The sequence below is a fragment of the Nocardia canadensis genome, from assembly GCF_032656385.1.
Classification (GTDB): Bacteria; Actinomycetota; Actinomycetes; order Mycobacteriales; family Mycobacteriaceae; genus Nocardia; species Nocardia canadensis.
The window spans coordinates 1-24,547 of the sequence record NZ_JAVCWB010000007.1 but is presented as its reverse complement, the minus strand read 5'-3'; the positions used below and the strand labels follow the sequence as shown (position 1 = coordinate 24,547).

General features: G+C 70.8%; 17 protein-coding genes. 7 read left to right on the top strand and 10 right to left on the bottom strand.

The genetic code is table 11. The annotated features are described in order from the left end of the window. The first annotated feature begins 50 nt into the window (after nucleotides 1-50). Nucleotides 51-917 carry a fumarylacetoacetate hydrolase family protein gene (locus tag Q7X29_RS13100; RefSeq protein WP_218721021.1) on the top strand — a complete coding sequence of 289 codons (867 nt, stop codon included), beginning with the start codon at nucleotides 51-53 and terminating at the stop codon, nucleotides 915-917. Continuing rightward, on the top strand, nucleotides 914-2,797 hold the full coding sequence (locus Q7X29_RS13095; protein ID WP_308248635.1) for an acyl-CoA synthetase: 1,884 nt from the start codon (nucleotides 914-916) through the stop codon (nucleotides 2,795-2,797). The genes Q7X29_RS13100 and Q7X29_RS13095 overlap by 4 nt, the downstream gene beginning before the upstream one ends. Before the next feature lie 93 nt (nucleotides 2,798-2,890). Here Q7X29_RS13095 and Q7X29_RS13090 read toward each other — a convergent pair whose 3' ends face one another. Both Q7X29_RS13090 and Q7X29_RS13085 read right to left on the bottom strand, forming a co-directional pair. Continuing rightward, nucleotides 2,891-8,356 carry an ATP-binding protein gene (locus Q7X29_RS13090; RefSeq protein ID WP_218721020.1) on the bottom strand — a complete coding sequence of 1,822 codons (5,466 nt, stop codon included), beginning with the start codon at nucleotides 8,354-8,356 and terminating at the stop codon, nucleotides 2,891-2,893. A 284-nt stretch (nucleotides 8,357-8,640) separates the two neighbouring features. After that, entirely contained in the window at nucleotides 8,641-9,279 is a 639-nt protein-coding gene (locus Q7X29_RS13085; RefSeq protein ID WP_316574200.1) for a LysE family translocator, read from the bottom strand. 128 nt (nucleotides 9,280-9,407) lie between these two features. Between Q7X29_RS13085 and Q7X29_RS13080 the strand changes: the two genes are divergently transcribed. Then, on the top strand, nucleotides 9,408-9,734 hold the full coding sequence (locus Q7X29_RS13080) for a thioredoxin family protein (protein WP_316574199.1): 327 nt from the start codon (nucleotides 9,408-9,410) through the stop codon (nucleotides 9,732-9,734). A 6-nt stretch (nucleotides 9,735-9,740) separates the two neighbouring features. Here the strand turns inward: Q7X29_RS13080 and Q7X29_RS13075 are convergent, their stop codons facing one another. Beyond that, complete coding sequence (locus Q7X29_RS13075; RefSeq protein WP_316574198.1) at nucleotides 9,741-10,331, bottom strand: TetR/AcrR family transcriptional regulator; 591 nt, start codon at nucleotides 10,329-10,331, stop codon at nucleotides 9,741-9,743. 191 nt (nucleotides 10,332-10,522) lie between these two features. Here Q7X29_RS13075 and Q7X29_RS13070 point away from each other — a divergent pair, with 191 nt between their 5' ends. Then, nucleotides 10,523-11,533 carry a DUF6670 family protein gene (locus Q7X29_RS13070; protein ID WP_316574197.1) on the top strand — a complete coding sequence of 337 codons (1,011 nt, stop codon included), beginning with the start codon at nucleotides 10,523-10,525 and terminating at the stop codon, nucleotides 11,531-11,533. A 15-nt stretch (nucleotides 11,534-11,548) separates the two neighbouring features. Here Q7X29_RS13070 and Q7X29_RS13065 read toward each other — a convergent pair whose 3' ends face one another. Then, nucleotides 11,549-12,157 carry a TetR/AcrR family transcriptional regulator gene (locus Q7X29_RS13065; RefSeq protein WP_316574196.1) on the bottom strand — a complete coding sequence of 203 codons (609 nt, stop codon included), beginning with the start codon at nucleotides 12,155-12,157 and terminating at the stop codon, nucleotides 11,549-11,551. Nucleotides 12,158-12,229: 72 nt separating this feature from the next. Between Q7X29_RS13065 and Q7X29_RS13060 the strand changes: the two genes are divergently transcribed. Beyond that, nucleotides 12,230-12,802: a maleylpyruvate isomerase family mycothiol-dependent enzyme gene (locus tag Q7X29_RS13060; protein ID WP_316574195.1), complete on the top strand. Its 573-nt coding sequence runs from the start codon at nucleotides 12,230-12,232 to the stop codon at nucleotides 12,800-12,802. A 16-nt stretch (nucleotides 12,803-12,818) separates the two neighbouring features. Here the strand turns inward: Q7X29_RS13060 and Q7X29_RS13055 are convergent, their stop codons facing one another. From Q7X29_RS13055 to Q7X29_RS13040, 4 genes are read right to left on the bottom strand one after another with little or no spacing between them, the layout of a single operon-like run. Beyond that, on the bottom strand, nucleotides 12,819-13,916 hold the full coding sequence (locus tag Q7X29_RS13055) for a PQQ-dependent sugar dehydrogenase (protein WP_316574194.1): 1,098 nt from the start codon (nucleotides 13,914-13,916) through the stop codon (nucleotides 12,819-12,821). A 12-nt stretch (nucleotides 13,917-13,928) separates the two neighbouring features. Beyond that, nucleotides 13,929-16,511, bottom strand: coding sequence for a LuxR C-terminal-related transcriptional regulator (locus tag Q7X29_RS13050; protein WP_316574193.1), 2,583 nt, complete (start codon nucleotides 16,509-16,511; stop codon nucleotides 13,929-13,931). A gap of 53 nt (nucleotides 16,512-16,564) precedes the next feature. Then, complete coding sequence (locus Q7X29_RS13045) at nucleotides 16,565-17,659, bottom strand: catalase family protein (protein WP_316574192.1); 1,095 nt, start codon at nucleotides 17,657-17,659, stop codon at nucleotides 16,565-16,567. Continuing rightward, entirely contained in the window at nucleotides 17,656-19,473 is a 1,818-nt protein-coding gene (locus Q7X29_RS13040) for a peroxidase family protein (RefSeq protein ID WP_316574191.1), read from the bottom strand. Before Q7X29_RS13040 ends, Q7X29_RS13045 begins: the two co-directional genes overlap by 4 nt. Before the next feature lie 220 nt (nucleotides 19,474-19,693). Between Q7X29_RS13040 and Q7X29_RS13035 the strand changes: the two genes are divergently transcribed. Further along, nucleotides 19,694-20,449: a hypothetical protein gene (locus Q7X29_RS13035; protein WP_316574190.1), complete on the top strand. Its 756-nt coding sequence runs from the start codon at nucleotides 19,694-19,696 to the stop codon at nucleotides 20,447-20,449. Between the two features lie 3 nt (nucleotides 20,450-20,452). On the opposite strand, the gene Q7X29_RS13030 is transcribed toward Q7X29_RS13035, so the two are convergent. Both Q7X29_RS13030 and Q7X29_RS13025 read right to left on the bottom strand, forming a co-directional pair. After that, nucleotides 20,453-23,149, bottom strand: a complete 2,697-nt coding sequence (locus Q7X29_RS13030) for a patatin-like phospholipase domain-containing protein (protein WP_316574189.1) — start codon at nucleotides 23,147-23,149, stop codon at nucleotides 20,453-20,455. A gap of 6 nt (nucleotides 23,150-23,155) precedes the next feature. Continuing rightward, the gene (locus tag Q7X29_RS13025) at nucleotides 23,156-23,440 is read right to left on the bottom strand and encodes a hypothetical protein (RefSeq protein WP_316574188.1); all 285 of its coding nucleotides are present in this window, start codon (nucleotides 23,438-23,440) and stop codon (nucleotides 23,156-23,158) included. Between the two features lie 221 nt (nucleotides 23,441-23,661). Here Q7X29_RS13025 and Q7X29_RS13020 point away from each other — a divergent pair, with 221 nt between their 5' ends. Next, complete coding sequence (locus Q7X29_RS13020; RefSeq protein ID WP_316574187.1) at nucleotides 23,662-24,522, top strand: caspase family protein; 861 nt, start codon at nucleotides 23,662-23,664, stop codon at nucleotides 24,520-24,522. Nucleotides 24,523-24,547: the final 25 nt, after the last annotated feature.

Here is a 24,547-nt window from a genome sequence, read left to right as displayed (position 1 = left end):
ACACTCAAGAGAACGGGCCGGTGGGTAGCCGGCGAACAAGGAGGTTCGATATGCGTCTCTACGCCCTCGACAGCGGACTCGCCAGGGAAGACCGGGCCGGCGTGCTCGCCGTGCTCGATCTGCCGTATCCGGACGTGGGCGCGCTCCTGCGCGGTCCGGGCGTCGACGCCGCCCGGACCGCGCCGGTGCTGCGGGAACAGCCGCTGACGCCCGCGACGCTGCGCTCCCCCGTGTCGCGGCCCGGCAAGGTGTTGATCGTCGGGTTGAACTACGGCAGCCACGCGAGCGAGGCGCTGGCGATGTTCGCGGCGCTGGGCACACCGGATATCACGCTCCCGGACGAACCGAACCTCCAGGTCTGCGCCGGGTCGGCGGTGACCGGTCCCGCCGATCCGATCCGGCTGCCCGCGGTGGCGGCCGAGTACGTCGACTACGAGGGTGAGGTCGCCGTCGTCATCGGCACGACCGCCACCGCGGTGACCGTGGACGAGGCGTGGGCGCACGTGGCCGGGCTGACGATCGTCAACGACGTGTCCGCGCGCGATATCCAGCGCCGGGCGATGACCGGGGACCCGACCGCATCGATCGGCGTCGCCAAGAGCTTCGACACTTTCAAACCGCTCGGCCCCTGCTTGGTCACCGCCGACGAGTTCACCGATACGCCGGATCTCGGCCTCCGCACCCGGGTGAACGGGCACCTGCGCCAAGAAGATCGGACCAGCGGCTTCCTGCATTCCATCCCGGAGCTGATCGCGTATCTGTCGTGCTATCAGACCCTCGAACCCGGTGACGTGATCTGCACCGGCACACCGCGCGGCGCCGGGGTGTTCTCGGAACGCTACCTGCGCGCCGGCGATCTGGTCGAGGTGGAGGTCGAGCGGATCGGCGTGCTCGGCAATCGGGTGGTCAGCGCGTGAACATCGTGCCCACCCCGCCCGACATCGTCGCCGTCGCGGAACTCGCGCGGCTAGAGTCGATATCGCCGGCCGAGCGCGCGTGGCCCGACAGCACCTACGAACTGCTCGCGGCCGCCGCTCGCCGGGCAGGCGACCGTCCCGCCCTCCACCTGCTGCGGGGTGGCCGAGGGTGGGATCGGCCCGAAACCTGGTCCTACGCGGATCTCCTGCTCCGGGTGAACCGGGCGGCGAACCTGTACGCGGCGCTCGGTCTCGAGCCCGGCGGGGTGGTGGGCCTGCTGTTGCCCAACACCGGCGCCACGTACGCGGCGCTGTTCGGCGCCCAGGCGGTGGGCATCGCCAATCCGGTCAATCCGATGCTCGCGACCGAGCACATCATCGATATCTTCCGGCTCACCGAAGCGCGGATACTCATCGCTGCCGCACCGGAACTCGACCCGGGGATGTGGCGGACGGCGTGCGAGGTGGTCGCGGCGCTGCCCGGATTGCGGGCGCTGATCACGGTCGGTGGCGAAGTGGCCGAACCGCCCGCACAGTGGGTCGGCGACTTCGACGCGCTGTCCGCCGGTCAGCCCGCGGAGCTCACGACAGATCGGCTGCCCCGGCCTACGGATGTGGCCGCCTATTTCCATACCGGCGGAACGACCGGCACGCCGAAGGTCGCGGCCCACACGCACGCGAACGAGGTCTCTCTCGCGTGGGCGCTGGCCCAGCACGAGATCTTCGGCGAGGACGCGGTCATGCTGGCCGGACTGCCGCTGTTCCATGTGAACGCGGTGCTCGTCACCGCGCTCGCACCGTTCTACTCGGCACGGTCGGTGGTGTCGCTCGGACCGCTCGGCTATCGGGACCGGACCGCGATGGCCGATTTCTGGCGGATCGTGGAACGCTATCGCGTCACCGGCTTTTCGGCGGTTCCCACGGTGTACGCGGGGCTGCCCGCCGTTCCGGACGGCGTCGACATCTCCAGCCTGCGGGCCGGAATCGTCGGTGCGGCCCCGCTTCCCAGCCGAGTCCGAAGCGATTTCGAAACCGCGACCGGGGTACCCATGCTCGAAGGGTACGGACTGACCGAAGCCACCTGCGCCAGCGTGCTCGCGCCGGTGCGCGGCAACCGTCCCGGCGCGCTGGGACTGCGGCTGCCCGACCAGCAGATCAAGGCGGTCCGGGTCGACGACGCCGGCAGGCCGGTCGCTGACTGCGCGCCCGGGGACACCGGGGTCCTCGCCGTGCGCGGACCCAGTGTCTTTCCCGGCTATCTCCGCGCGGGTCCAGGCGGCCCCACGCCCGACCCCACCGGGATCGTGGTCGACGGCTGGCTGATCACCGGCGATCTGGGACGGGTCGACGCCGACGGATTCGTGACGCTGGCAGGCCGAGCCCGCGACGTCATCATCCGCGGTGGGCACAATATCGACCCGCGGCTGGTCGAGGAGTCGCTGCTCGCGCATCCGGATATCGAAGCCGCCGCGGTGGTACCACGACCGGACAGCCACGCCGGCGAAGTGCCCGCGGCGTATGTCGTCCTGCGGCTCGGCGCCTGCGCGTCACCGGCGGAGTTGCTGTCCTGGGCCGGCTCCCACGCACCCGAACCGGCGGCCGCACCGAAATTCGTCCATATCGTCGAGGAAATCCCGGTCACCACGGTGGGCAAGGTGCACAAGGTGCCGCTGGTCCACGATGCGGTCCGGCGGGTGGTGATGCGGGAAACCCACGACGCCGGGCTCCGCGGCGATGTGGAGGTCAGTTCGCGAGACGGTCGCCCGCACGCGCTGCTCCGAGTGCGGGACAACGCCTCAGCCGGTGACATCGAGGCCCTGATCGGGCGGCTCGACGCCTATGCCTTCTCGTGCGCGATAGACCGAGGGCCCGATTCCTGAGCATCACCCGGGACGATCGCCCACCCGACGAGCCGAGAAATGAAGCCGCCCACCCTGGTTCGACAGGGTGGGCGGCTTCGTTTCGGCTCGAACCTACTCCGGCAGGCCGGTCTCGATCGCGGCGATGATACGCGGGCGCAGATCGCTGACGCTGACGATGGCGTCGACCGAACCGACCTCGACGGCGCGCTGGATGTTGTGGACGCGGTCGAACTCCGCGGCCACATCGCCCAGCTTCTCCGCGCGCACCGAGGAGCGGACCTCGTCGAGTTCGGCGGTCAGGGTCGCGCGGTCGGTGCCGAACGCGTTGGCGGCCTGGGTCTCCAGGTCGCGCACGCGCGGGTCGGCCGCGGTGCGGGAGTTGACTTCGCCCGCGAAGACCACCGCGGCGGCGGGGGCGCCACCGAGGACCGAGGCGAACGAGCCCTCCAGGGCGAGCACGGTCATGTTCGGGTTCAGCGCCTTCGAGAACACCACGAACGCACCGCCGTGGTACCGCGAGATCACGGTGAACACGATCGGGCCCTCGAAGTTGACGATGGCGCGACCGATCTCGGCACCGTACTCGAGCTGCAGCTTGCGCATCGACTCCGGCGAGCCGTCGAAGCCCGACAGGTTCGCCAGCACCACCAGCGGACGGTTACCGCTGGCCGCGTTGATGGCCCGGGCCGCCTTCTTCGACGACCGCGGGAACAGGGTGCCCGCCGTGTAGGTGTCGGGACCGTCGGTCGACGGGAAACCGCGCCGCGGCACGCTGCGCGACTCGATCCCCAACAGGCACACGGGGATACCGCCGAGGTGCGCGTCCTGCACCACCGCGGTCTCGGCGTCGGCCATGCCCGCCCAGCGCTCCAGCACCGGGTGATCCTGGTCGGCCAGCGCGCGCATCACGGTCCGGATGTCGAAGGGCTTCTTGCGATCCGGGTTCGCGGCGGCGGAGAAGATCTCGCCGACGGTGGCGAAGGAGCTGTCGGCCAGCACGTGCGGGAAGCTCGAGATGTCGCGGTCGCTGGGGTCGACGGTCTGCGCGCGGCGCGGCGACTGCTCGCCCGGCGCGACGTAGGTGTGGTCGTAGTGCGCCATCAGCACGTCGCGGGCGGCGGTCAGGTTCGGCGCCCAGTACTGCGCCTGGCCGTTGGGGCCCATGACGCGGTCGTAGCCACCGATGCCGAAGTTGTCCTCGGCCGAGACGCCGCCGGAGAAGTCCAGCGACTGCTTGCCGGTCAGCACCATGGCCGAGTCCGGCGTCATCACCAGCACGCCCTTGGTGTGCATGAGCATGGTGGCTTCGGCATTCCAGTACGGCTGCGCGCCGACATTGATGCCGGCGACCACGATGTTGATCTCGCCGCCGTCCTGGGTGAACTCGACGATCCGCTTGAGCGCGGCGGCGACCCAGTCCATGTTCTCGGTGCCGGACTCCATCGAGATCCGGGCGCCGGAGGACAGCGCGTACCACTCCAGCGGCACCTGCAGGCGTTCGGCGAGATCGAGCGCGGCGATCACGCGGCGGCACTCGGGCTCCGAGAGCGCGCCCAGCGACTTGGTCGGGTCACCGAGCAGCAGGACGCGGGTGACGCCCTCGGGGTGCTGGATGGTCGGCGTGCTGATCACACCGGCGACGATGGCCGCGGTGTTGCGGCCCTTCGGCCGGTCGACGGGGACCAGGGTGTGGTCGGCGTCGAGGTCGTACTCGGCGAAATCGCCCAGCACACCGGTCAATTCGTACGGGTACACGGTGTTGCGGCCCGCGGCGCGCAGCACCTTCTGGCGGTACTCGTCGAGCGGCTCGACCGGCTCGTCGGTCAGCTCGCCGACGGTCACCTGGGAACCGCCGGTCGCGTCGATCGCGATCCGGACGCCGACCTTGGTCAGCTCACCGGTCTGCGGATCACGCTGACGCGCGATGAGCAGGATTTCCTCCAGCCCGGCGCCGACGGCGGTCGGCAGCACGTGTCCGCCGATCGTGGCCAGTTCCTCGCTGGTGACGTCCATCGGCGGCCAGATGTACATCACGATGCGGTTGGTGTTGAGCCGCTTGGCCGAGGGCCGCCGCGACTGCGCCCGACGGATCGAGTCGACACAGGTCGCGATCGTGCTCTCGGCGGTGGGCAGGGCGAGCAGCCTGCCGTCGTGTTCACGCAGCGCGGCCAGGTCGCGGACCTGGGCGAAGGCGATCAGGCGGTCGTCGGACGGATTGCCCTTGGCGACGCACCGGAACAGGTAGACCTCTTCGTCGTCCGAGGACGGCAGGCGGGTCAGGTCGAACTTGCGCAGCCGTTCCATCTGCATCCGCTGCGCGATGTAGGGGTGCAGGCCGCGGATCAGCCGCTCCTCCGCCATGCCGGTGGCCGACGGACGGAAGGTGAAGTGGTGGTGCATGACCGCGCCGTTGCTGCCCGCCACGGTGGCGGTGATCCGGTGCACCTGCTGCGGCAGCTGGTAGCCGCCGAGGACCTCCTGCAGGGCCGCGGCCATGGCGTCGAAGTCCTCGGGCTGGGCTTCCCAGCTGAGGTAGATGTCGGCGTCGATCGAGGCGGCGCCGTTGGCCAGCTCGCCGAGGCCCTGCAGCGCGGTGCCCAGCTCGTCGAAGCTCACCGCGGCCGAGACCAGGCTCGCGCCGTCGCGCTCGGCGACGACGAAGGACGTGCCGCCGACCTGCTCGGTGTGCACGCCGGTCAGGCCCTTGTTGCCGTAGTAGCGGCGGGTCAGCACCTCGAGCAGGACGGTGTGGTCGGGCTTGTCGCGCTCGAGCCGCTGGCCGAGCAGGCGCACCAGCGGTTCGGTGCTGCGCACCATGTCGGCGATGCGGGCGGCGCGATCGGCCGAGTCCGGGTGCGCGTCCAGGTAGGTCAGGTGCTTGCGGACATTGGTGTAGACGCGGGCACGGTTGCGGCGCAGCAGCGGCTGGCCGTACCAGCCGTAGACCAGTCCTCGGGTGAGGTCGGCGATCACCGGGAAGCGCACCTGCGTGGCCGCGACCAGGCGCTCGAGCGCCAGGCCGACGGGCTCGCGCAGCACCTGGTCCGGCATCGGCTCCCGCAGCCACTCGCGCAGCAGCGTGGTGATGACCTCGACGGTGTCGGTCGGGCGCTGCTGGGCCAGGAAGATCCGGAACACCGCGGCCTCGAGGTCCGGGGTCCGATCCAGCTCGGTGACGCCGTAGTGGCTCAGCGCCTGCGCCAGCTTGGCCTGGTACGCCTCGGGCAGACCGGCCCGCTCGACGTCGAGGCTCTGCAGGTAGGTGTGGAAGTACTCGCGCGCACTGTGCAGGTGGTCCGCGCTGTGCTCGTCGTCGGCCGCGCGGTTGTGGCTCAGTTCGGCCAGATCGGCGAAGACCTGGACGAGTTCGAGTTCCTCGGCCAGCGGACGGTGATCGCCGGCGACACAATCGCGGCGGGCCGCGAGGTATTCGTCGAGGACGCGGCGGTCGTCGTGCGGGTCGACGTCGAAGCCGAGCAGCAGGCTGCGCAGATCCTGCAGGCCGCGCGCGAGCCGCTCGTGCGGCTGGCGCGGGGTGGGCTCGGTGGGCAGGTCGAGCTCGACCGTCCCGACCGCTTCGGTCTCGCCTGCCTCGTCGTCGTCGGCGAGGGGCTCGAGCCGCAGCAGCGGCGCGCCGGTCTCGACCTGGGTACCGACCGAGACGTTGCATTCCTTGAGCCGGGCGCGGAACGGCGCGCGCAGCACCGTCTCCATCTTCATGCTCTCCAGCACGAGCACCGCGGCGCCTGCCTCGACCTCGGCACCGACCTCGAGCGGGGTGCCGACGACCAGGGCGGGCGCGGGCGAGCGGACGACGCCGCCCTCGTCCCGGCTGATCCGGTGGGTCACGCCGTCGACGTCGACCAGGTGGGTCGGTCCGTGGGTGCCGGTGATCAGGCGGTAGCGGGTGCCGTTGACGACGATCTGCCCGGTGTGCTGGTCGAAACGCTCGAGATCGACGTCGGCGGTGGTCAGTTCGGCGCCGGCCTCGATGCCGACGCGGAACCGGTGCGCGCCGATGCGCGCCACCCGGACCCGGTAGCTCGCGCCGCGCAGCTTCAGGTCGAGCGGGCGGCCGCTCTCGTGCTGGACCTGCGGACGGCCGCCGGAGGCGGTGGACAGCAGGCGGTGCCGCTCGGCGCGCTCGTCGTCCTCGTAGGCGTCGATCGCGGCCGCGGCGAGCGCGATGGCGGAGTGCTGGTGGGTCACCAGGCGGCCCTCACCGCGCACCCGGTCGATCCAGCCGGTGTCGGCGCTGGCGTCGATCACCTCGGGCTGCTCGAGCAGGTCGAGGACGAAGCTCTTGTTGGTCGCGCCGCCCTCGATGACCACCCGGGTCTGCGCCATGGCCCGGCGCAGCCGGCCGAGGGCCTCGTTGCGGTCGCGGCCGTAGGCGATGATCTTGGCGATCATCGAGTCGAAGTCGGCGGGGATGGTGTCGCCCTCGCTGACGCCGGTGTCCACGCGGATGCCCGGGCCCGCGGGCAGGTCGAGCCGCACGATGCGGCCGGGGGCGGGGGCGAAGTCACGGTCGGGATCCTCGGCGTTGAGCCGGGCCTCGATGGCGTGGCCACGCTCGACCGGCGGGGTGCCCTCGAGCTTGGTGCCGGAGGCCACCGACAGCTGCGCGTGCACGAGATCGACACCGGTGGTGCACTCGGTGATCGGATGCTCGACCTGCAGGCGGGTGTTCACCTCGAGGAACGCGAACAGCTGTTCCCCCGGGTGGTACAGGAATTCGACGGTCGCCGCGCCGCAGTAGCCGACCGCGACGGCGAGGCGCTCCGCGGAGGCCTTCAGCTCGGCGGTCTGCTCCGCGCTGAGCACGGGCGACGCGGACTCCTCGATGACCTTCTGGTTGCGCCGCTGCACCGAGCAGTCGCGGACGCCGAGCGCCCACGCCGTGCCCTGTCCGTCGGCGATCACCTGGACCTCGACGTGGCGGGCACCGGTGACCAGACGCTCCAGGAAGACCACACCGCTGCCGAAGGCGCGCGCGGCTTCCTGCTTGGTGCGCTCGTAGGCGTCGACCAGTTCGGCCTCGTTGGTGATGACGCGGATGCCGCGGCCGCCACCACCGGCGGTGGCCTTGAGCATCAGCGGGTAGCCGATCTCGGAGGCGGCCTCGATGGCGTCCTCGACGGTGTCGACCGCGCCGCGGCTCCACGGCGCGACCGGGACCCCGACCTCTTCGGCGAGCAGCTTGGCGCCGATCTTGTCGCCCAGCTTGCGCATGGCCTCGGCGCTGGGGCCGATGAAGGTGACGCCGATGTGCTCGCACAGTTCGGCGAAGGCCGGATCCTCGGCGACGAAGCCCCAGCCGACCCAGGCCGCGTCGGCCTTGGTGGCCACCAGGGCCTGCTCGAGCACCTTGAGATCCAGGTACGGGCGGGCCGAGGCCGGGCCGAGGTCGTAGGCGACATCGGCGGCCCGGACGAACGTGGCGTTTCGGTCGACGTCGGTGTACAGGGCGACCGTTTCGATCGGTAGCCCACTCGCCGCTGCCAGATCACGGACGGCATGGATGAGCCGCATGGCGGCCTCTCCCCTGTTGACGATGGCGATGCGGCTGAACACTCGCCGACTCCTTTCCAATACCGAGTTGTGTGGCCCGGACGGGTACGAATTCGAACTCCGGTTCCAGGGCAGTGTGCACCTCTACTCCGTATATGTGAACAGCGTCCAAGGGTTACCCGCACGTATTAATGAAGTCGGCCGCACACGCCCCGGTCAGCGCGGGGTCTCGGCGCGCCTCGACGCGCGCCGACGGCACGGCCCGGACGCGATGTCTTCAGTGTCCTCCGAATCGCGCGACCGGCCGAGAGTAGTGCGCTACCCGGCGCGTCCCGGCCTGGTTCGTTTCACTTGACGGCGCCGGTGAGCGCGACGGAGGCGCCGAGCCCGATGATCATCGCCCCGCCGGTGGCGCCGACCGCTTCCAGGCGGCGCGGCGAGCGGGCGAACCAGCCGCGCGCGGTCCCCGCGATCAGCGCCCAGCTGCTGTCGAGCACCAGCGCCAGCGCGGCCATGATGGTCCCGAGCACGACCAGCTGCACGACCATCGATCCGGCCGCCGGATCGATGAACTGCGGCAGCACCGCCGCGAAGAAGACGATGGCCTTCGGATTGGTGAGGCCGACGACGTACCCCTGCCGGAACAGCTTCGTCGCCGCCACCGGCGCCGCGCCCGCGGCCAGCGCGGCGGACAGCGCACGACGCTGCCGGATCGCCTGCACCCCCAGGTGCAGCAGATAGACCGCGCCGACGAGTTTCACCACGGTCAGCACCAGCGCCGAGGCCGCGAGCACGGTACCGAGCCCGGCCGCTACCAGCACCAGCGTCGTCTGCACGCCCATCGCGTGGCCGAACACCGACAGCAGTGCGGCGCGCCGCCCCGAGGTCAGCGCCCGGCCGACCGCGAACAGCACCCCCGGCCCCGGCACGACGACGATGACGAAGGCCGCCGCGACGAAGGCGAGCAGATTCGGAAGCGGAACCATCGACCGACCGTACGGACCGATCGGCCTGCCCGGCAAGGGTTTCCCCGTTCGAGCTTGCCTTGACCTCGGCGTCAGTCCCTAGCGTGGTGACCCCGGGGCGAGGTGCCCCGCCGACCGAGGGAGAGAACATGACCCACGCGATGACCGCGGTGACGGATGCGACGTTCGCCGGCGCGGTGCTCGCCGCCGAGGTACCGGTGCTCGTCGAGTTCACGGCGTCGTGGTGCCCGCCGTGCAAGATGATCGAGCCGATGCTGGGGGAACTGGCCCGCGAGGAGGCGGACCGGATGACGGTGGTCCAGCTCGATGTGGACGCCAACCCGCGCACGACCGCCGACTACGCCGTGCTGTCGATGCCGACGCTGATGCTGTTCCGGGACGGCGAGCCGGTGCGCACGGTCGTCGGCGCGCGGTCCAAGCGGCGGCTGCTCGACGACCTGGCGGACGCGCTCTGAGTCCGATCAGAACAACGCGCCCATGAGCCGGGTGCAGCGGGCGATCATGGCCTCGGCGCTTTCCTCCGGGTGCCGCAGCCACCAATTCACCAGTGCCGTCACCACACCCATCCAGACGTCGGTGAGCGCCGACAGGTCGGCGGCATCGGTGATTCCGCGTTCGGCGAGCAGGGCGGCCGCGCCCCGGTAGGCCTGCTCGGCGAGGCGGCGTTCGGCGCGATGTGACGCGTCGGCCGCGATGCCGTCCGGCGGATAGGACCGGTCCAGCAGCACGTTCCAGTCGTGGGGCCTGCGGGCCAGCGCGGCGATGACGACTTCGAGTGTGTGCTCGGCCATCTCGATTCCCGGGGTGCCGTCGAAGACCGGCTCGATGGCGCCGCACACCGCGTCGGCCGCCCGCTCCACGCACGCGGCGTAGAGGCCCTCTTTGCTGCGAAAGTAGTGGAACACCATGGGTTTCGAGACCCCGGCCGCGCTCGCCACGCCGGCTGGGGACAGCCCGGCGTACCCCACCCGGCTGATCTGCTCACCGGCGATGTCGAGAATCTGCTGTTCCCGCTCGGCGCGCGGCACCCCTTTCGTTCCCGCCGTGCCCATCACGCCCTCCTTCCGCTGGTTGACCGTGCCCGGCCACCAGGTAATTTACCGCCTCGCCAGTGCCGGTCAATTGGTCGGGCCTCCACGTCGACGGGCATCCACGGACTGGTTGACGACGAATTGACCAAACGGTAATTTTCCTATCGGTCAGCTCGATGTCCGTCCAGCGAAAGGCGCCGGTTTCCATGGCGATGACGACTCCCCTGCTCCACGGCATTCAACGCACCGTGTCGAGTTCCCACGCGGTGAACGGCACCCCGTACGACCCGAGCACCCCCTTCCATCCGCCCCGTGGGCGCTACCGGACCGTCCACTACGGCCTGATGTTCCCCGGCCTGCCCGCGCCGCTGAACTTCCTGGACTTCATCACCGTGATCGGGCAGCCGAAGGTGCGGGCGTTCCGCAACGCGCATCTGATCGAGACCTCGGCGGCCGACACCGCGAACCTGCTGGCGGGCACGGCGGTGCGATTCCCCGGCCAGTTCCGCGGCTACCAGGTCGCGCGCGATCTGGAACTGGCGCCGGACGCGAGCCTGATCCGGTTCGGCGAGGACTTCGCCCTGCGGGGCAGCTACCCGAATTTCCTGGTCACCTACCGCAATCCGGAGTTCCGGGCGGATCTGCGGGTGCGCGCCACCGACAAGATCGCGCATTTTGCCAAGCTGCGCGGCGGGCTCTACGACCACTGGTCACTGCTGTGCGAGTACGAGGGCACCGTCGACCACCAGGGCACCCGGTACGACCTGTCCGGGCTCAGCACGCTCGAATACGCCCGCGCCGTCGCGGTCGACCTGTTCCCCACCTTCTTCACCTATCAGATCATCAACATCGACGCCGACACCCAGGTGCTGATGGTGGAAGTCCGTGGGCCACTGGGCATTCCGCTCCAGCAGACCGTCTACGTGCGCTCTCGCACCGACCACGGCGGCGCCTACGAGAACGGCTACCGCTATCGCGTCGCCGGGTACGAACACACCCCGCGACACACCCCCGAGGGCCGGGACATGACCCTGGCCACGACGTTCACCTGGGCCGTCGACGACGACAACGGCGACCCCCTGATCCAGATCGACGCCGTCGCCAACGACGACTATGTCTACGGCATGACCGGCGGCTACGTCGGCAGCTACCGCTACACCGGCACCTTCCGCGGCCGTCCGGTCACCGGCACCGGCTACGTCGAACAGATCGGCACACCGTAGCCGCGCACCGCCGAGCTATGGCGAATGCGGCAGACCGGCCGCGTCGCGCATGGCAGCACGGCCACGCCGCGCGGCGGACGCGTCGCCGAGTAGCTGGATTTCCTGGTTGACCGCCATCGAAATGCCGATGAGCACGGTGGCGATCTGCTCGGGTGGCCGCTGCGCGGCGGGGGTTTCGCCTTGCGCCGCGGCGATTTCGGCGGTGAGGTGGGCGCGCCAGTCGGCGACGACCACCCGCAGCCGGTCCCGCAGTACGCCGGGCCGTCCATCGAGTTCCGACGATGCCGCGGTGACGAAACACCCTCCCGGAAAAGGACATTCGGCCAGATAGTCGATCCAGGCATCGATCAGTCGCGCCAGCCGGGCCGGGCCGGGCGCCAGGTGCGACAGTGGCGCCAGGACGGCGGCCCGAAAGATCTGACCGGCCCGCTCGAGGGCAGTGGCCTGCAAGTCCTCCCGAGATCCGAAGGGGCCGACGACTCCCGCCTTGCTCATCGCGAGCCGGGAGGCGAGCGCGCCGACCGTCAGCCCTTCCAAACCGAGACACGATGCCTCGTCGACAGCGGTCCGCACGATCCGATCCCGGGTACGGGCCGCTTCGGCGACGGAGCGACGGGGAGACATCGTTCCATCATAGCGGTCGATCGTTCGCTATCCTCATAGCGAACGATCGACCGCTAAAAAGGATGTCTCCGAATGAGTGAACTGCTCCGCCTCGACGCGACGGCGACCGCGCTGATCGCCCACGATGTGGCCACTGTCTCCGACGCGGAGATGGACGCGCCGACCCCGTGCGCGGGCTGGACCGTCGCGGACCTCATCAGCCACATGAACGAACGGCACGAAGCCGTCGTCGCGTCGGTCCTGCCGCCGCTCGCGGACCACGCCGACAATCCCCGCGACGATTTCGCGCGGACCGCCGCGCGCTGGGTGGTCGCGATGGAACAGACCGGCGAGGTCGTGAACTTGCCGCACCGCGGCCCGCTGGCGACGGACGAAGTGCTGTCGGTCCATGTCGTCGACATGCTCGCGCACCGCTGGGATCTGTCGCGGGCATTGGCCCGGCCCTGCGCGGTCCCCGATCGGCTCACCGCGCTCGCGTTGCCGATCGCGCGGTCGATCACCGCGCCGGGCAGTACGCTCAACGGCCCGGGCGGGGTCTATCGGCCCCCGGTCGAGCCGGACCGGCCGCTGCCCGCACTGGACACGATCGCGGCCTTGCTCGGCCGTGATCCCCACTGGGTCAGCCGCCGCGACGGTGGTCACTAGCGCGGCCGGAGGCGGGTCAGCGGGCCGGGAAGCGCAGGATGCGGTCGTCGCCGGTGCGGGGGTCGCCGCGGCCGTCGGTGTTGGAGGTGGTGAGCCACAGGGCGCCGTCCGGGGCCACCGCGACGGTGCGCAGGCGGCCGTAGGTGTCGCGGAGTAGATCCACCGGAGCGGTCGCTTCGCCCTCGGACAGCGTTGCGGTCCAGAGCCTTCGGCCACGCAGGGCGGCCAGGTAGAGGGTGTCGCCGGCGATGGCGAGGCCGGAGGGCGAGGACTCGGCGGTCGACCAGGACAGCAGCGGGTCGGTGAAGCCGCGGTCCGCGCCACCCGCGCCTTCGACGGTGGGCCAGCCGTAGTTGTGGCCCGGTTCGATGCGGTTGAGCTCGTCCCAGCGGTTCTGGCCGAACTCGGCGGCGTAGAGGGTGCCGGCGCGGTCCCAGGCCAGGCCCTGCACATTGCGGTGGCCGAGACTCAGAATCGGTGAGCCTGCGGTCGGGTTGCCCGGTGCCGGTGCGCCATCGGGGGTGAGCCGCAGGATCTTGCCGTTCGGGCTCGCCGGGTCCTGCGATCGTGCGCTGTCGGCCGCGTCACCCGTGCCGACGTAGAGCATGCCGTCGGGTCCGAAGGCGATCCGGCCGCCGTTGTGGTTGCCCGCCTTCGCGATTCCGGTGAAGACGACCTCCGGCGTCGCGCCCGGCCGCAGGCGCACGATGCGGTTGTCCTCGGCGGCGGTGAGATACGCGTACACGTATCCGGTGTCGGCGTAGTCGGCAGCGACGGCGAGACCGAGCAGTCCGCCCTCCCCGCGCGCCACGACACCGGGCACCTGATCGACCATCTCGGGCGCGCGGCCGGGCGTCACGCGCAGGATGCGGCCCGAATCCCGCTCGCCGACCAGGGCGCCGCCGTCCGGCAGGAACGCCAGTCCCCACGGCACGTCGAGGCCGTGCGCGATCTCCTCGGCGGCGCCCAGATCGGGACGGCCCGCGGGCAGGCTCGGCACGGTCGAGGTCACGGCGGCGGGCGCGCTCCGGTCCGGCTCGTCGCTCGCGCAGGCGGTGACCGTGAGGGCGACCAGCGCGGCGCCGAGGACAGCTCGTGGGCGACCGGTCGTCACCCACCCATGGTGTCAGATCAGCTTGGCGAGCTGGTCGCGATCGGTGGCGTCGAGCTTGATGCACGCGCGATAGATGTGCCCCTCGACGGTACGGACCGAGACGCAGAGCCGTTCGGCGATGGCCCGGTTGGACAACCCGCGGCCGATGAGGGCGGCGATCTCCCGCTCGCGTTCGGTGATCGGCAGGGGACGAGCGGCGGCCGTGATCGCCGGTGTGCAGGCGCCGTCGCAGCGGGCGGCCAGCGCGGTGGCGCGGGCCGCGGCCTGGGCGCTAGGACGGCGCTGACCCGCGTGGTCGAAGATCGGGACGGCCTGAGCCGCGGCGTCGGCCGCCGCCAGCAACAGCCCGGCGTCCTCGAACTCGACGCTGACCGCCGCGAGCGCCGTGGTGTCGGAGTGGGCCAGCGCGGCCGCGTGGCGGGCGTAGATGCCGGCCGCGGGTCCCTGCACCCGGGCCGCGACGGCGGCGAGCCGGGTGGCCAGGGTCCGGTCACCGAAGCGGGCGGCGTGGTGCAGCGCCTCGGCTTCCTGCGCGTACTGGCCGGTGCGGTGGGCCAGGTCGGCCGCCTTGCGGGCCAGGTCGATCGCGGTGTGCTGACTGTGCTCGGCCGCGGCCACCCAGGCGCGCGCGATCATCCGCTGCGGCTCGTGCAGGGCCATGTGGGGGCCGCTGTGCTCCTCGGCGTCGGCGAGGACCCGTTCGGCCTGGTCGACCTCGCCCACCGCCGCGTAGGCGCGGGCCAGCACCAGCCGGGCGGGCAGCTGCCAGGGCAGGGTGCAATCGGCGTTGAGCGCGGCCAGCGCCTGCTCGAAGGCGGCGATCGCGGCCCGGAACCGGCCGCGATAGGTCGCGACGACGCCGATCGCGATGCGGGCGATCGCCCAGCCGGCGAACTGGCCCGCCGAGGAGAACTCCCGGTATTCCGAGGCCCGCTGTTCGGCCAGGTCCAGGTCACCGATCATCGTCAGGGCGACCACGTCGCCGTAGCGCACCATCACCCGGATCAGGCCGTCGGTGGATTTCTGCTCGGCCGTGATCCGGGCGGCGATGGGCGCGAAGTCGGCGCCGCGACCGACGTACGGCAACGCCAGGCCCAGCGAGAACGCGGCGAAATCGGCGGCCTGCCGGGGCGAGTCCGGGTCGGCGAGCACGCGCTCGGCCTCCGCGACGCCGACGCCGAGCCGGTTCTCGTGCACGGCCATCGCCGCGCGGACCGCGTCGACCAGCAGCCGCAGCGACGGATGCTCGACGCGTGCGGCGACCAGGTCGATGAGCTGGTGGGCCCGCGCGACATCGCCGAGCGACCAGAACTGCAGACTCGCGCGCGGCAGCCCCCACTGCACCACCTGCAGCGGATCGAGCCGGTCGGGGTCGAACCGGGCGAGGATCTCGTCGGCCTCGTGCGGTTTGCCCTGCCACAGCAGCGCCCGCGACAGCAGTTCGGCCGCGCGCAGGCCACCGCAGCGTTCGCAGGCGGCGCGCGCCAAGCGCTCCCCCAGCGGCAGGTTCGCCAGCGCGATCGCGTCCTTGGCGGCATTGATCAGCAACACGATGTCGATCGGCTGATCGCTGTCGACGCACAGCTGGGCCAGCCGGATCCGCTCGGCCGGGGTGTCCAGCGGCCGGTCGCGCAGCGTCTCGACGATGCGACCGCGCCGCGTGCGGGCCGCGGCGGTGCCGATCCGACGGCGGACCACCTCGCCCAGCAGCGGATGACTGAACCGGGCGTCGACCGAGCCGCCATGGCGGCAGACCCGGATCAGGCCGCTGAGCTCGGCGGCGTCGACGGCCTCGACGCCGACGAGCTCGGTGAGGATGTCGATGTCGAGCGGCTCGTGGACCGACAGCATCCGCAGCGCGTCGAGTACCGGTTCGCCCGCCCTGGACAGCCGCTCGTCGAGCAGATCCACCAGCCCCGACGGCACGGCGGTCGGACCGCGCAACTGCCAGACCCCGTTGACATCGGTGAGCGTGCGCGCCTCGACCGCGCCTTCGACCATGTTGCGCAGGAACAGCGGGTTACCGCCCGAGGCCTCCCACATGACGTCGGCGCTGAGCCCCTCCAGGGTCCCGCCCAGCACGGTCTCGACCAGGGTGGTGCACTGCGTCTTGGACAGCGGTGTCAGTTCGACGCGCGCGAGGAAGCCGTCCTTCCACAGTGAGGTGATCGCGTCGGGCACGTGCTCGCCGGAGCGGACCGTGGCCACGATGCGCGCGCTGCGGTCGGCGGCGATCTGGTGCACCAGGGTGGCCGACAGGGTGTCGAGCAGGTGCGCGTCGTCGACGCCGATCACCGTATCCGGCTGGGCCAGAACGTTTTCCCGTGCCGAGTGCAGCAGGGCGAGCGGATCACGGGAGGCCGACGCGGCGATCCAGGGGGCGAACGCGCCGAGCGGAATGGCTTGCGACGAGGCGGTGCACGCCACCCAGCGGACCGGGTCCGTGAGCACCGAGGTGACCAGCCGGGCCAGCGTGGTCTTGCCGATGCCTGCGGCGCCGACCAATATCACTCCGCCGCTGTTCCCATTCGTCAAAGCCGTACGCACGGTGTCGAATTCGGCGGGGCGATCGAGCAGTTGCCACAATTCGCCCATACGCCACAATTCTAGTTCGCGACCGGCTCCCCCACAACGGACCTGCGCGGTGGTCATGGCGGCAATTCGGTCGCGTCACGGGGCTCGAGCCGCGGCGCGTTGTTGACGTCGTGGCGATAGTCGCTCGACGCCTCGTAGACCCGCTTTTTCAGCCGGTTGATCGACCCCAGCGGACGGTGCGCGTCCAGGCCGCGCCAGGAGTTGAACGACAGCACGTCGTCACCGTAGGCCCGCCGCTGCGGGGTGTAGGGATCCTGGACGTCGAACCGGATGGTCGCGACCGTGCGATGCGGAGACGCCTCCTCCGGCCACGGCACAGTCGCGTCCTCGATCGGCATCGTGGCCACGTCCGTGCACAGCTGCGCGCGCAGTTCGTAGGTGGCGCTGTGCGCGGCGAAGAAGTCGACGACGGCGTCCTGATGGGCATTGACCCCGGCCCCCGTGCTCACCGGTTGTCCTTGCAGCGCGGCGACTTCCGGCGACACCGGGACATAGAGCAGCTTGGCGACATAGTCGCCGTAGCGCACCGGCGCCGAGGTGTAGAAGGTCTCGCCGAGGATGTGGGTGTTGGGCGCCACGAACACGCCCAGATTCGGGGGCACCCGCTTGCCGATGCGCCGCAGCACGTGCTTGTCCAGGGCCGCGACGAGATCGCTGCCCGCGCGAAGCACCTCGTCGGGCAGCCGGGCCAGCACCCAGGCGGTCGGCATGCCCCGGGTGAGGTAGGCGTGCGCGTCGGCGAACAGGAACTCCCGGTGGGTCACCATGATGAAGTCCTGGGTGGTGGCCTCGTCGCCGGGCATCGCCCGCGGACCGTGCACGCCCAGCACCTTGATGCCGAGGCCGCGCACGCCCCGCAACTGATCGCTGCGGATGACCCCGGAGGTGCTCGACAGCCGGGCGATGACCGGATAGGTCGCCGGGGTGGCGAACAGGCCCTGTGCCAGCTCGGGCGGCAAGCCGGCGGGCACGGTGAGCTCGCCGCGCAGGATGCCGTGGCTCTTGGCGTGCGCGTCGCGCAGTCCGCGCTTGTATTTGCGGTAGGCGCGTTCGTTGTTGTCGCGCAGCACCGCGATGATCTTGTCGATGATCTGTTCTTCGTCGGGGCGCGGCTGTTCCAGGTCGTCGCGGAAGCGCAGGTAGGTCATCGCGGAGTCCTCCACGGCGCGAAGGGATTCGCGACGCCCGCGAGCGCGGGCGCCAGCGTGGGGAAATGGCGCAGCAGCACGGTGCGCATGCTGTTGTCGCGCACCCAGGCCATACCGGCCTCGGTGTAGATCTCGGGCCGGAAGTCGGTGGTGAAGAACCGGTCGGCCGACAGCCGCCGCGACGCCATCAGCACGAAGATCCGGAACGCGGTGTCGCTGAAGCCGAAACCGGGAGGCTTGGGCTCGGCGTAGAGGCCGATCATGAGATCGACGTCGTCGACGTTGCCGTAGACCTGTTCGAGTTCACGCGCCCACCGTGGATTGTCGGTCAGCTCGTCGAACGAGGCGGCGGGCCGCAACCGCAGTTGCCGCCGGAACTCGTTGTAGCGCGGCACCCCTCGCTCGCGGACCCGCAGGATGTCGATGGTGGCGAGGTCGATCAGCGGCTGCCCCGGCCTGGCGAGCTGCTGCAGATGGCGCGGATAGTTGTGCAGCGTCAGCGCGCCGGGGTTGGCGCGGCCGAAGGAATAGAACAGCGTGTCCATCGGCGTCTCGCCGAGGCGCTCACGGATGTGAGCGACGCCGAGCTCGGGGAACGGATACTCGGCCAGTACCCGGTCGTCGGTGAGACTGCGCACCACCAGATCGTCGGGGATCAGCGGGTGCATCCGGTACACCGAGACGAATTCCTCGGTCAGCGCGTACGGCACGCCGTGGTCGTCGACCGCGGAGCCGGGGATGCCGGAGAGCACCTCGTTGCCGACGAGCCTGCCGAACCGGCGCGAGATCCGTTCGCCGAGGACGCCGAACCAGTTGGCGCGCATGGCCGCGACGGTGGTGGGGTGGGCGATGATGGCCGGGGTCCAGTCGACGGTGTGGATCTTGGCGATCAGCGCGGCGTTGATCAGGCGAGCGGTGTCGTAGAGCAGCTGGTCGTCGAGGTCCGGATAGCGCCGCGACAGGCGGCGGCAGATCGCGTTGTGCTCGCGCAGGAACAGTGAATGCAGCAGCGCCAGACCGACCCAGGCGTTGGCGGCCGCGTCCGAGAGCGCCAGCAGGGTGGCCGCGTCCAGCGGCGGCAGGCCGAGCTCGTCGATCACCAGTTCGCCGTTCTTGCCCGAGCGCAGGGCGGACGCGAAAGCCGCTGTGCTGCCGTAGATCTGGGAGGCGTCCCACCAGTGCGAGTCCTCGGTGACATGGCTGGGCGGGTCGCCGGGCCCGGCCCCGGGGACGGTGGCGGTGCGCTGGATCGTCATCGGCCGTTCGGGCCAGGTGTCGTGCTCGTCGAGCGTCACCCGGAACGGCTCGCTGTCGGTGCGGGTATGGCTGAACCAATCGTGCACCTCGAACTGGATCCAGGCCGCGGCCAGCAGGTTCAGGGTGGTGGCGGGCTGGAAGCCGTCGCGGGCCAGCAGGCGCAGGCTGACCTGGCGCGGGTTCGGTTCCTGGATTCGGGCGGAGTCCTCGGGGTAGCTGTGCTCGGGTGCGAAATTGCGCCCGAACCGGCAGCCGACCGACCCGGTGCGCGGATCGGTGGCGCTGTTGTACGAACCGTCGATGGTGCGCGCGGCCCGGTGTTCGCCGGTCGTGTCCGGCGGCAACGGTCCGGCCGGATGTCGGCCGGTGTCGAACAGATTGCGCGAGCGCAGCCTGCTGCGCAGGCCGACCAGCACGGCCAGCCCCAGCGGGGTGGGTAACCGGAACCAGCCCACGCGCCGGTCTAGCGCTTCGGCGGCCTCGACGGCGGCGCGGGCGACGAACGACCGGTGGGGCGGCGACGACTGCGGCGGAATCGCCGGCTGTGCCTCGACCATCGAGAACCTCCACGTAGCTGACTGGCTCGAACCGCGGTGTACGAGAAGTGGTCGCAGATCAGTGTCCGGCACCGGGTGATCTATGTCACGAGTAGTGCACTACTCGGTGCCCTGACCGGCCCGTGTTCCGGCGGCCGTGATGTCGCCGCGGCCCGGCCCACGGCAATCGAGTAGCGAATTACGCGCGCCGAACGGCGGGGGCATGGGCGACGCTGCTCGGGTGACTACTCCGATCGAAATCAAGGTCAATCTCGACGGTGACCTCCTCGACGCCCAATCCCGGCTGGGGTGCACCAATGCCGCCGCGATCAGCCGGGACGTGTGGTTCGCCGAACCCGCCGTTCCCGGCGCGCGCGGCGCACCCGCCTTGCTGGCGGGCCGGATCGCCATCCGGCTGCGCAGTGGCGACCACGACGACCTCACCGTCAAACTGCGGCCCTGCGCCACCGCGCAGCTGGTGGGCCGCTGGGCGACGCCGTTCAGCGAACCGGGGATGCAGTACCGCATCGAGGGCGACTGGTGCGGCGAACGCCGGGTGCTGTCGGCCTCGGTGGTGAGCAGACGCCCGGCCGGTTCGCTGCGGGTGGCGGCCCTGTGCGGCGAGGACGTCACCGACGCCCTCGACTCGGCCCAGCGCCAGTTCCTGGTCAGCTGCACGCCTCCGGGTGTCGTGGTCGATCATCTACGCGCGATGGGTCCGGTCGCGTCGACGAAGTGGACCAACATCGCCGTCGGCGATCTGGCCGCCGACGCCGAGCGGTGGACGGTCGACGGGCTCGACCTGTTCGAGCTCACGCTGAAAGTGACGCCCGCGCCGGGCGAATCCCCCACCGCCCTGCACGCGCGCGCCCTCGACGTGCAGCACCGGCTCCATGCCGCCGTCCGCGGCTACGGTCTGTCGATCTCGACCGAGCTGACCAAGACCGAGCGGGTACTCACCACGCTGACCGCCGCGCGATCGGTCGTCGGCGAGTAGGCGCTAGCGGGCCAAGACCGGTGCGCCGGTCTCGCCGTCGGACTCCGGCGCTCCGGCGCCGGGCGCACCGACCAGCCCGGCGAAGACGGGATCCGCCAGCGCCCGCTCGGTCACCTCGTGCCCGAGGGCGCGGTAGGCCTCGAAATCCCATTCGCTGTAGAGCTGGTCGCCGGTGGAGGTGTACGGGAAGTCCGGATGTGCCCTGCTGTAGTTCTCCAGGTCCCAGCTCAGGTCGTCGATCAGCTGGGACCGGAGGTAGTAGATGTCGGTGGTGGCGCCGTCGAGATGCCGGGCGACACCGTGTGCCCACGCCTTGTGGGCGCGCTTGCGCTCCCCGCGCAGCATCTGCCGCAGGTCGATGGTGATCTCCACGCAGTGGTCCATGCGCGCCGTCGCGATGGCTTCGGCCAGCGCGCAGAACCGGTCGTCGGGACTGCCGCTGGCGTCGAGGACGAGCACCGTCGCCGGCCGCCTGCGCAACGCCTCCACCAGCCCGAGGTTGTCGTAGTGGCCACCGTCGGTGACATAGAGCCAGCGGTCGTACAGCGACGGATTGCCGAAGGCCTCGCGCAGCAGCCGGTACGGTCCCGGTTTGTCGGCCCAGCTGTAGGCCGCGGGCAGTTTCGCGGCGAGCCTGCCCTGGGGGACCGGCCGCCAGTACGGATTCGGCAGCCACACTCCCAGACGCGCGTTGAGCAGGGCGAGCAGGATCCGGACCGGCCGGGTGCGGGCGCTCTCGCGGCCGGTGAGCGGGCTGAACGCGGCGCCGCTGATCGCCATCGCCGCGGGCACGGTGACATCGCGATACCGGTAGTCGGCCACCTGCTCGTAGGTCGCGGTCGGACGCAGGCCGTCCTGGGTGAGCGCGCGGTCACCGACGACGCCGATCCGGTCCGGATCGAAGACGAACGGCACGCAGCCGCGCCGGGTGGGCACGAAGGCGACGTCGTTGGCGTTGGCGGCCGCCGCGATGACCAGCCGCGGTCCGTGCCCGACCGGCTTGCCGTAGTCGGAGTAGCGCAGCGCGGTGCTGTAGGGCAGCGGCACCGCCTGGTGCGACCGCGGATCCTTCTCCACGAGAAAGGCTTTCGACAGCGCTTCGCGGTAGTAGGTGTGCAGCGAGGTGCGGTTGGCGTCGGTGAACACCTTGATCGCGACGGCGACGCCGATCATCCACCAGGCCAGCGTCCAGTTCGCGCGCGCGTGCGCGTCGGTGGCGAAGACCGTCGTCCAGCGCAGCAGCAGCACGACGGCGACCGCGACGATCAGCGCGCTGCCCAGCCACGGGGCGAGCTGCTTGCGCACCACCGCGAGCACGCGCCCGTACCAGCCGCTCGCCGCGTCGCCCGTGTGCAGCCCCTTCCACGCCGAGCGCCCGAGCCCGATCACCGCGACCAGCGTCGCGCCGAAGGTGAGCGCGCCCTTCGCGCCCGGGTCGACGAGCCCGACGAGCAACGTGGTCGGCGCGCCGGCGGACCCGTCGGTCACCCTGCTCAGCACGTACAGGGCGACCGGGACCCCGACGAGCAGCACCGCCAGCGGCGCCCCGATCCCCAACAGCACGGAGGACCCCTTCGCGAGTACGTTGCGCATCCGGTCCGGCACCATGGTCAGCCGATCCCAGGCCTTCTCCACCACGAACGCCGCCAGTGCGAGCGCGAACGGGCCGAGCGCGATCGCCAGGTACCAGTACCCGCCCGCGGGCACCAGGTGCAGTTCGAGCCGATCGCCGTCGCGGGTCAGCACGTCGATGTCGTCGAGCAGCCAGCCCAGCCACCACGACACCGCCAGCAGCGAGATCCCGACCAGCGTCGCGTTCACGGCGATGCCGTAGAGCAGGGAGAACACGGCGCGGAACTTGTCGGTGCCGCGCGGCATCAGGTAGCGCGTGCGGCGGCGCAGATAGGCCAGCTCCGAGGATTCGAGCGCGTAGGGATCGGTGAAGTTGCGGTGCAGGATGTGCATGGCCGCGGCGATGTAGCCGCCGCCGCTCACCCCGACCACCGCGGTCGCGCTCTGGTAGCGTCCCCGGTCGCGCAGTACCTGGAGCGCGCCGAGGCAGAACGACGCGGACCGGATGCCGCCGCCGGAGCAGCAGATGATCAGCCCGCTCGGCGCGGGGGCGGTGGTGGGGGTCGGCGCGTACTGCGGTTGCGACGGGTCGTCGCCGGCGAGGCGGTGCTTGGTGCCGAGGTACCAGATCATGGCGGTGACCACGAGGGCCAGCAGCAGGAAGAACAGGTGCAGGCCCGCCTGGGCGCGCAGCAGCGTCACCGTGGCGCCGCCACAGGACGCGGGCTCGCCGGTCAGCCGGATCGCCAGCGCGAGATCGGCGCCACCGTCGAGCACCGACAACAGCAGCGAGCCGGCGAAGACCAGCTTCGCGAACTGGGCGTACTTCGGGTCCAGCCGCAGCGAATAGATGTAGACGTAGTACCGGTAGGTCGCCGTCGGCGCCGCGATCGCCATCATGGCGCCCACCAGCAGGGCCAGCAATCCCGCGGTGTGGCATTCCTGGGCCGTGCGCGCGCCGAGCGGAAACGCCATCGTCGCCTGCACCGCGACGAGGAAGACCACGATGCCGGTGGTGGACGCGAAAACCTTGCCACGCCCGACCTGTTCGATGGTCGCCAAGCCCGAGGTGACGTGGTCGCCGCTGGCTCGCACGGGCGATCCGGCGTGCTGTTCCGCTGTGGTCATGGCCGGTCAGTTCACGATGATGGAGTTGCGCAGCATCCGGAGCTCGGCGTCCCGGCCGACGGGGTACCGCACCGTCATGGTGCCGTCGGCGTGCGGGACGCCATCGAGGACCCGCATCGTCGCGGGTCCGAGGAGCAGGGTGCGGTCGGCGTCGACCTCGGTCCGGTCGATTCCCCTCGTCCCGACGCCGTTGTCGGGCCTGCCGGCCGGTGCTTTCGCCGCTTCGAACCACTCTTCCCCGGTGTCCTGGCTGGCTGCCGGGACCGCGTCCTCGATATCCGAATCGAACATCTCCCTGTCCTTTCGAATCGTGGGGAGATTCCCACCCCGATATCGTCGCGCACCGGGTACCCGTGCCGAACGCGTAATGCACTACTCCACCTCCGCCGGGCGATTCGCCGGATTGGGGTAGTGCGGCACGCTATCGAGTCCGGCACGGCCGCCGAAGAATTGATCCGCGCCGGACTCCCCCGGCACCCCCTGATCGGACATCCCAGACGGAGGGAACGACAGTGAGCGGATACTCCTTGCACATCGGACTGAACCGGGTCGATCCCACCGCCTACGGCGGCTGGGACGGCGCGCTCGCGGGCTGTGTCAACGACGCGAATGCCATGGCCGCGCTGGCGGCCGCGCAGGGTTTCGCCGGCCCACGCGTGCTGCTCGACAGCGCGGCGACATCGTTCGCGATCATCGGCGAGATCGCCCGGCTCGCCGGCGCGGCGCGAGCGGGCGATCTGGTGCTGGTCACCTACTCCGGCCACGGCGGCCAGACCAGCGACGTCGACGGCGAGGAGGACGACCGCCGCGACGAGACCTGGGTGGTGTTCGATCGCCAGATCGTCGACGACGAGCTGTACCGGATGTGGTCGCGGTTCGCGCCCGGCGTGCGGGTCGTTGTCTGTTCGGACAGCTGCCACAGCGGCACGGTGGCGCGCGACGCCTTCACCCGCGAGACCCGCACGGCGATCGTCGATCTGGCCGCGCGCGACTATCCCGGTGGCGACCTCGGCACCGTGGTCCACGGCAGCGCCAAGGCGATGCCGCTGGAGGTGCAGACCGAGGACAACAAGCAGCGCGCGGCCATGTACGCGTTCGTCCAGCAGCTGGCCGGACCGAACTCGCGGGCCGCCATCGAGGCGGGCGTGGTGCTGCTGGCCGGCTGCCAGGACTCGCAGCTGTCCTACGACGGGCCGGTCAACGGACAGTTCACCGGCGCGCTGCTGCAGGTGTGGGGCGACGGCGCCTTCGACGCCGGCTATCGGCAGTTCCATCAGCGGATCATGAACGCGATGCCACCGGACCAGGTTCCGAACCTGTTCACGATCAACGCCGATGCCGCGTTCCTGGATCAACGTCCGTTCACCCCGTGACCACGGCGCGGCGGGSGCGGCCCGG

Coding starts and splice junctions, on each gene's coding strand:
- Q7X29_RS13060 (WP_316574195.1), top strand. CDS start 12,230: ATGAGTGAACTGCTCCGCCTCGACGCGACGGCGACCGCGCTGATCGCC.
- Q7X29_RS13030 (WP_316574189.1), bottom strand. CDS start 23,149: ATGACCACAGCGGAACAGCACGCCGGATCGCCCGTGCGAGCCAGCGGC.
- Q7X29_RS13070 (WP_316574197.1), top strand. CDS start 10,523: ATGACGACTCCCCTGCTCCACGGCATTCAACGCACCGTGTCGAGTTCC.
- Q7X29_RS13065 (WP_316574196.1), bottom strand. CDS start 12,157: ATGTCTCCCCGTCGCTCCGTCGCCGAAGCGGCCCGTACCCGGGATCGG.
- Q7X29_RS13025 (WP_316574188.1), bottom strand. CDS start 23,440: ATGTTCGATTCGGATATCGAGGACGCGGTCCCGGCAGCCAGCCAGGAC.
- Q7X29_RS13050 (WP_316574193.1), bottom strand. CDS start 16,511: ATGGGCGAATTGTGGCAACTGCTCGATCGCCCCGCCGAATTCGACACC.
- Q7X29_RS13040 (WP_316574191.1), bottom strand. CDS start 19,473: ATGGTCGAGGCACAGCCGGCGATTCCGCCGCAGTCGTCGCCGCCCCAC.
- Q7X29_RS13085 (WP_316574200.1), bottom strand. CDS start 9,279: ATGGTTCCGCTTCCGAATCTGCTCGCCTTCGTCGCGGCGGCCTTCGTC.
- Q7X29_RS13075 (WP_316574198.1), bottom strand. CDS start 10,331: ATGGGCACGGCGGGAACGAAAGGGGTGCCGCGCGCCGAGCGGGAACAG.
- Q7X29_RS13080 (WP_316574199.1), top strand. CDS start 9,408: ATGACCCACGCGATGACCGCGGTGACGGATGCGACGTTCGCCGGCGCG.
- Q7X29_RS13100 (WP_218721021.1), top strand. CDS start 51: ATGCGTCTCTACGCCCTCGACAGCGGACTCGCCAGGGAAGACCGGGCC.
- Q7X29_RS13045 (WP_316574192.1), bottom strand. CDS start 17,659: ATGACCTACCTGCGCTTCCGCGACGACCTGGAACAGCCGCGCCCCGAC.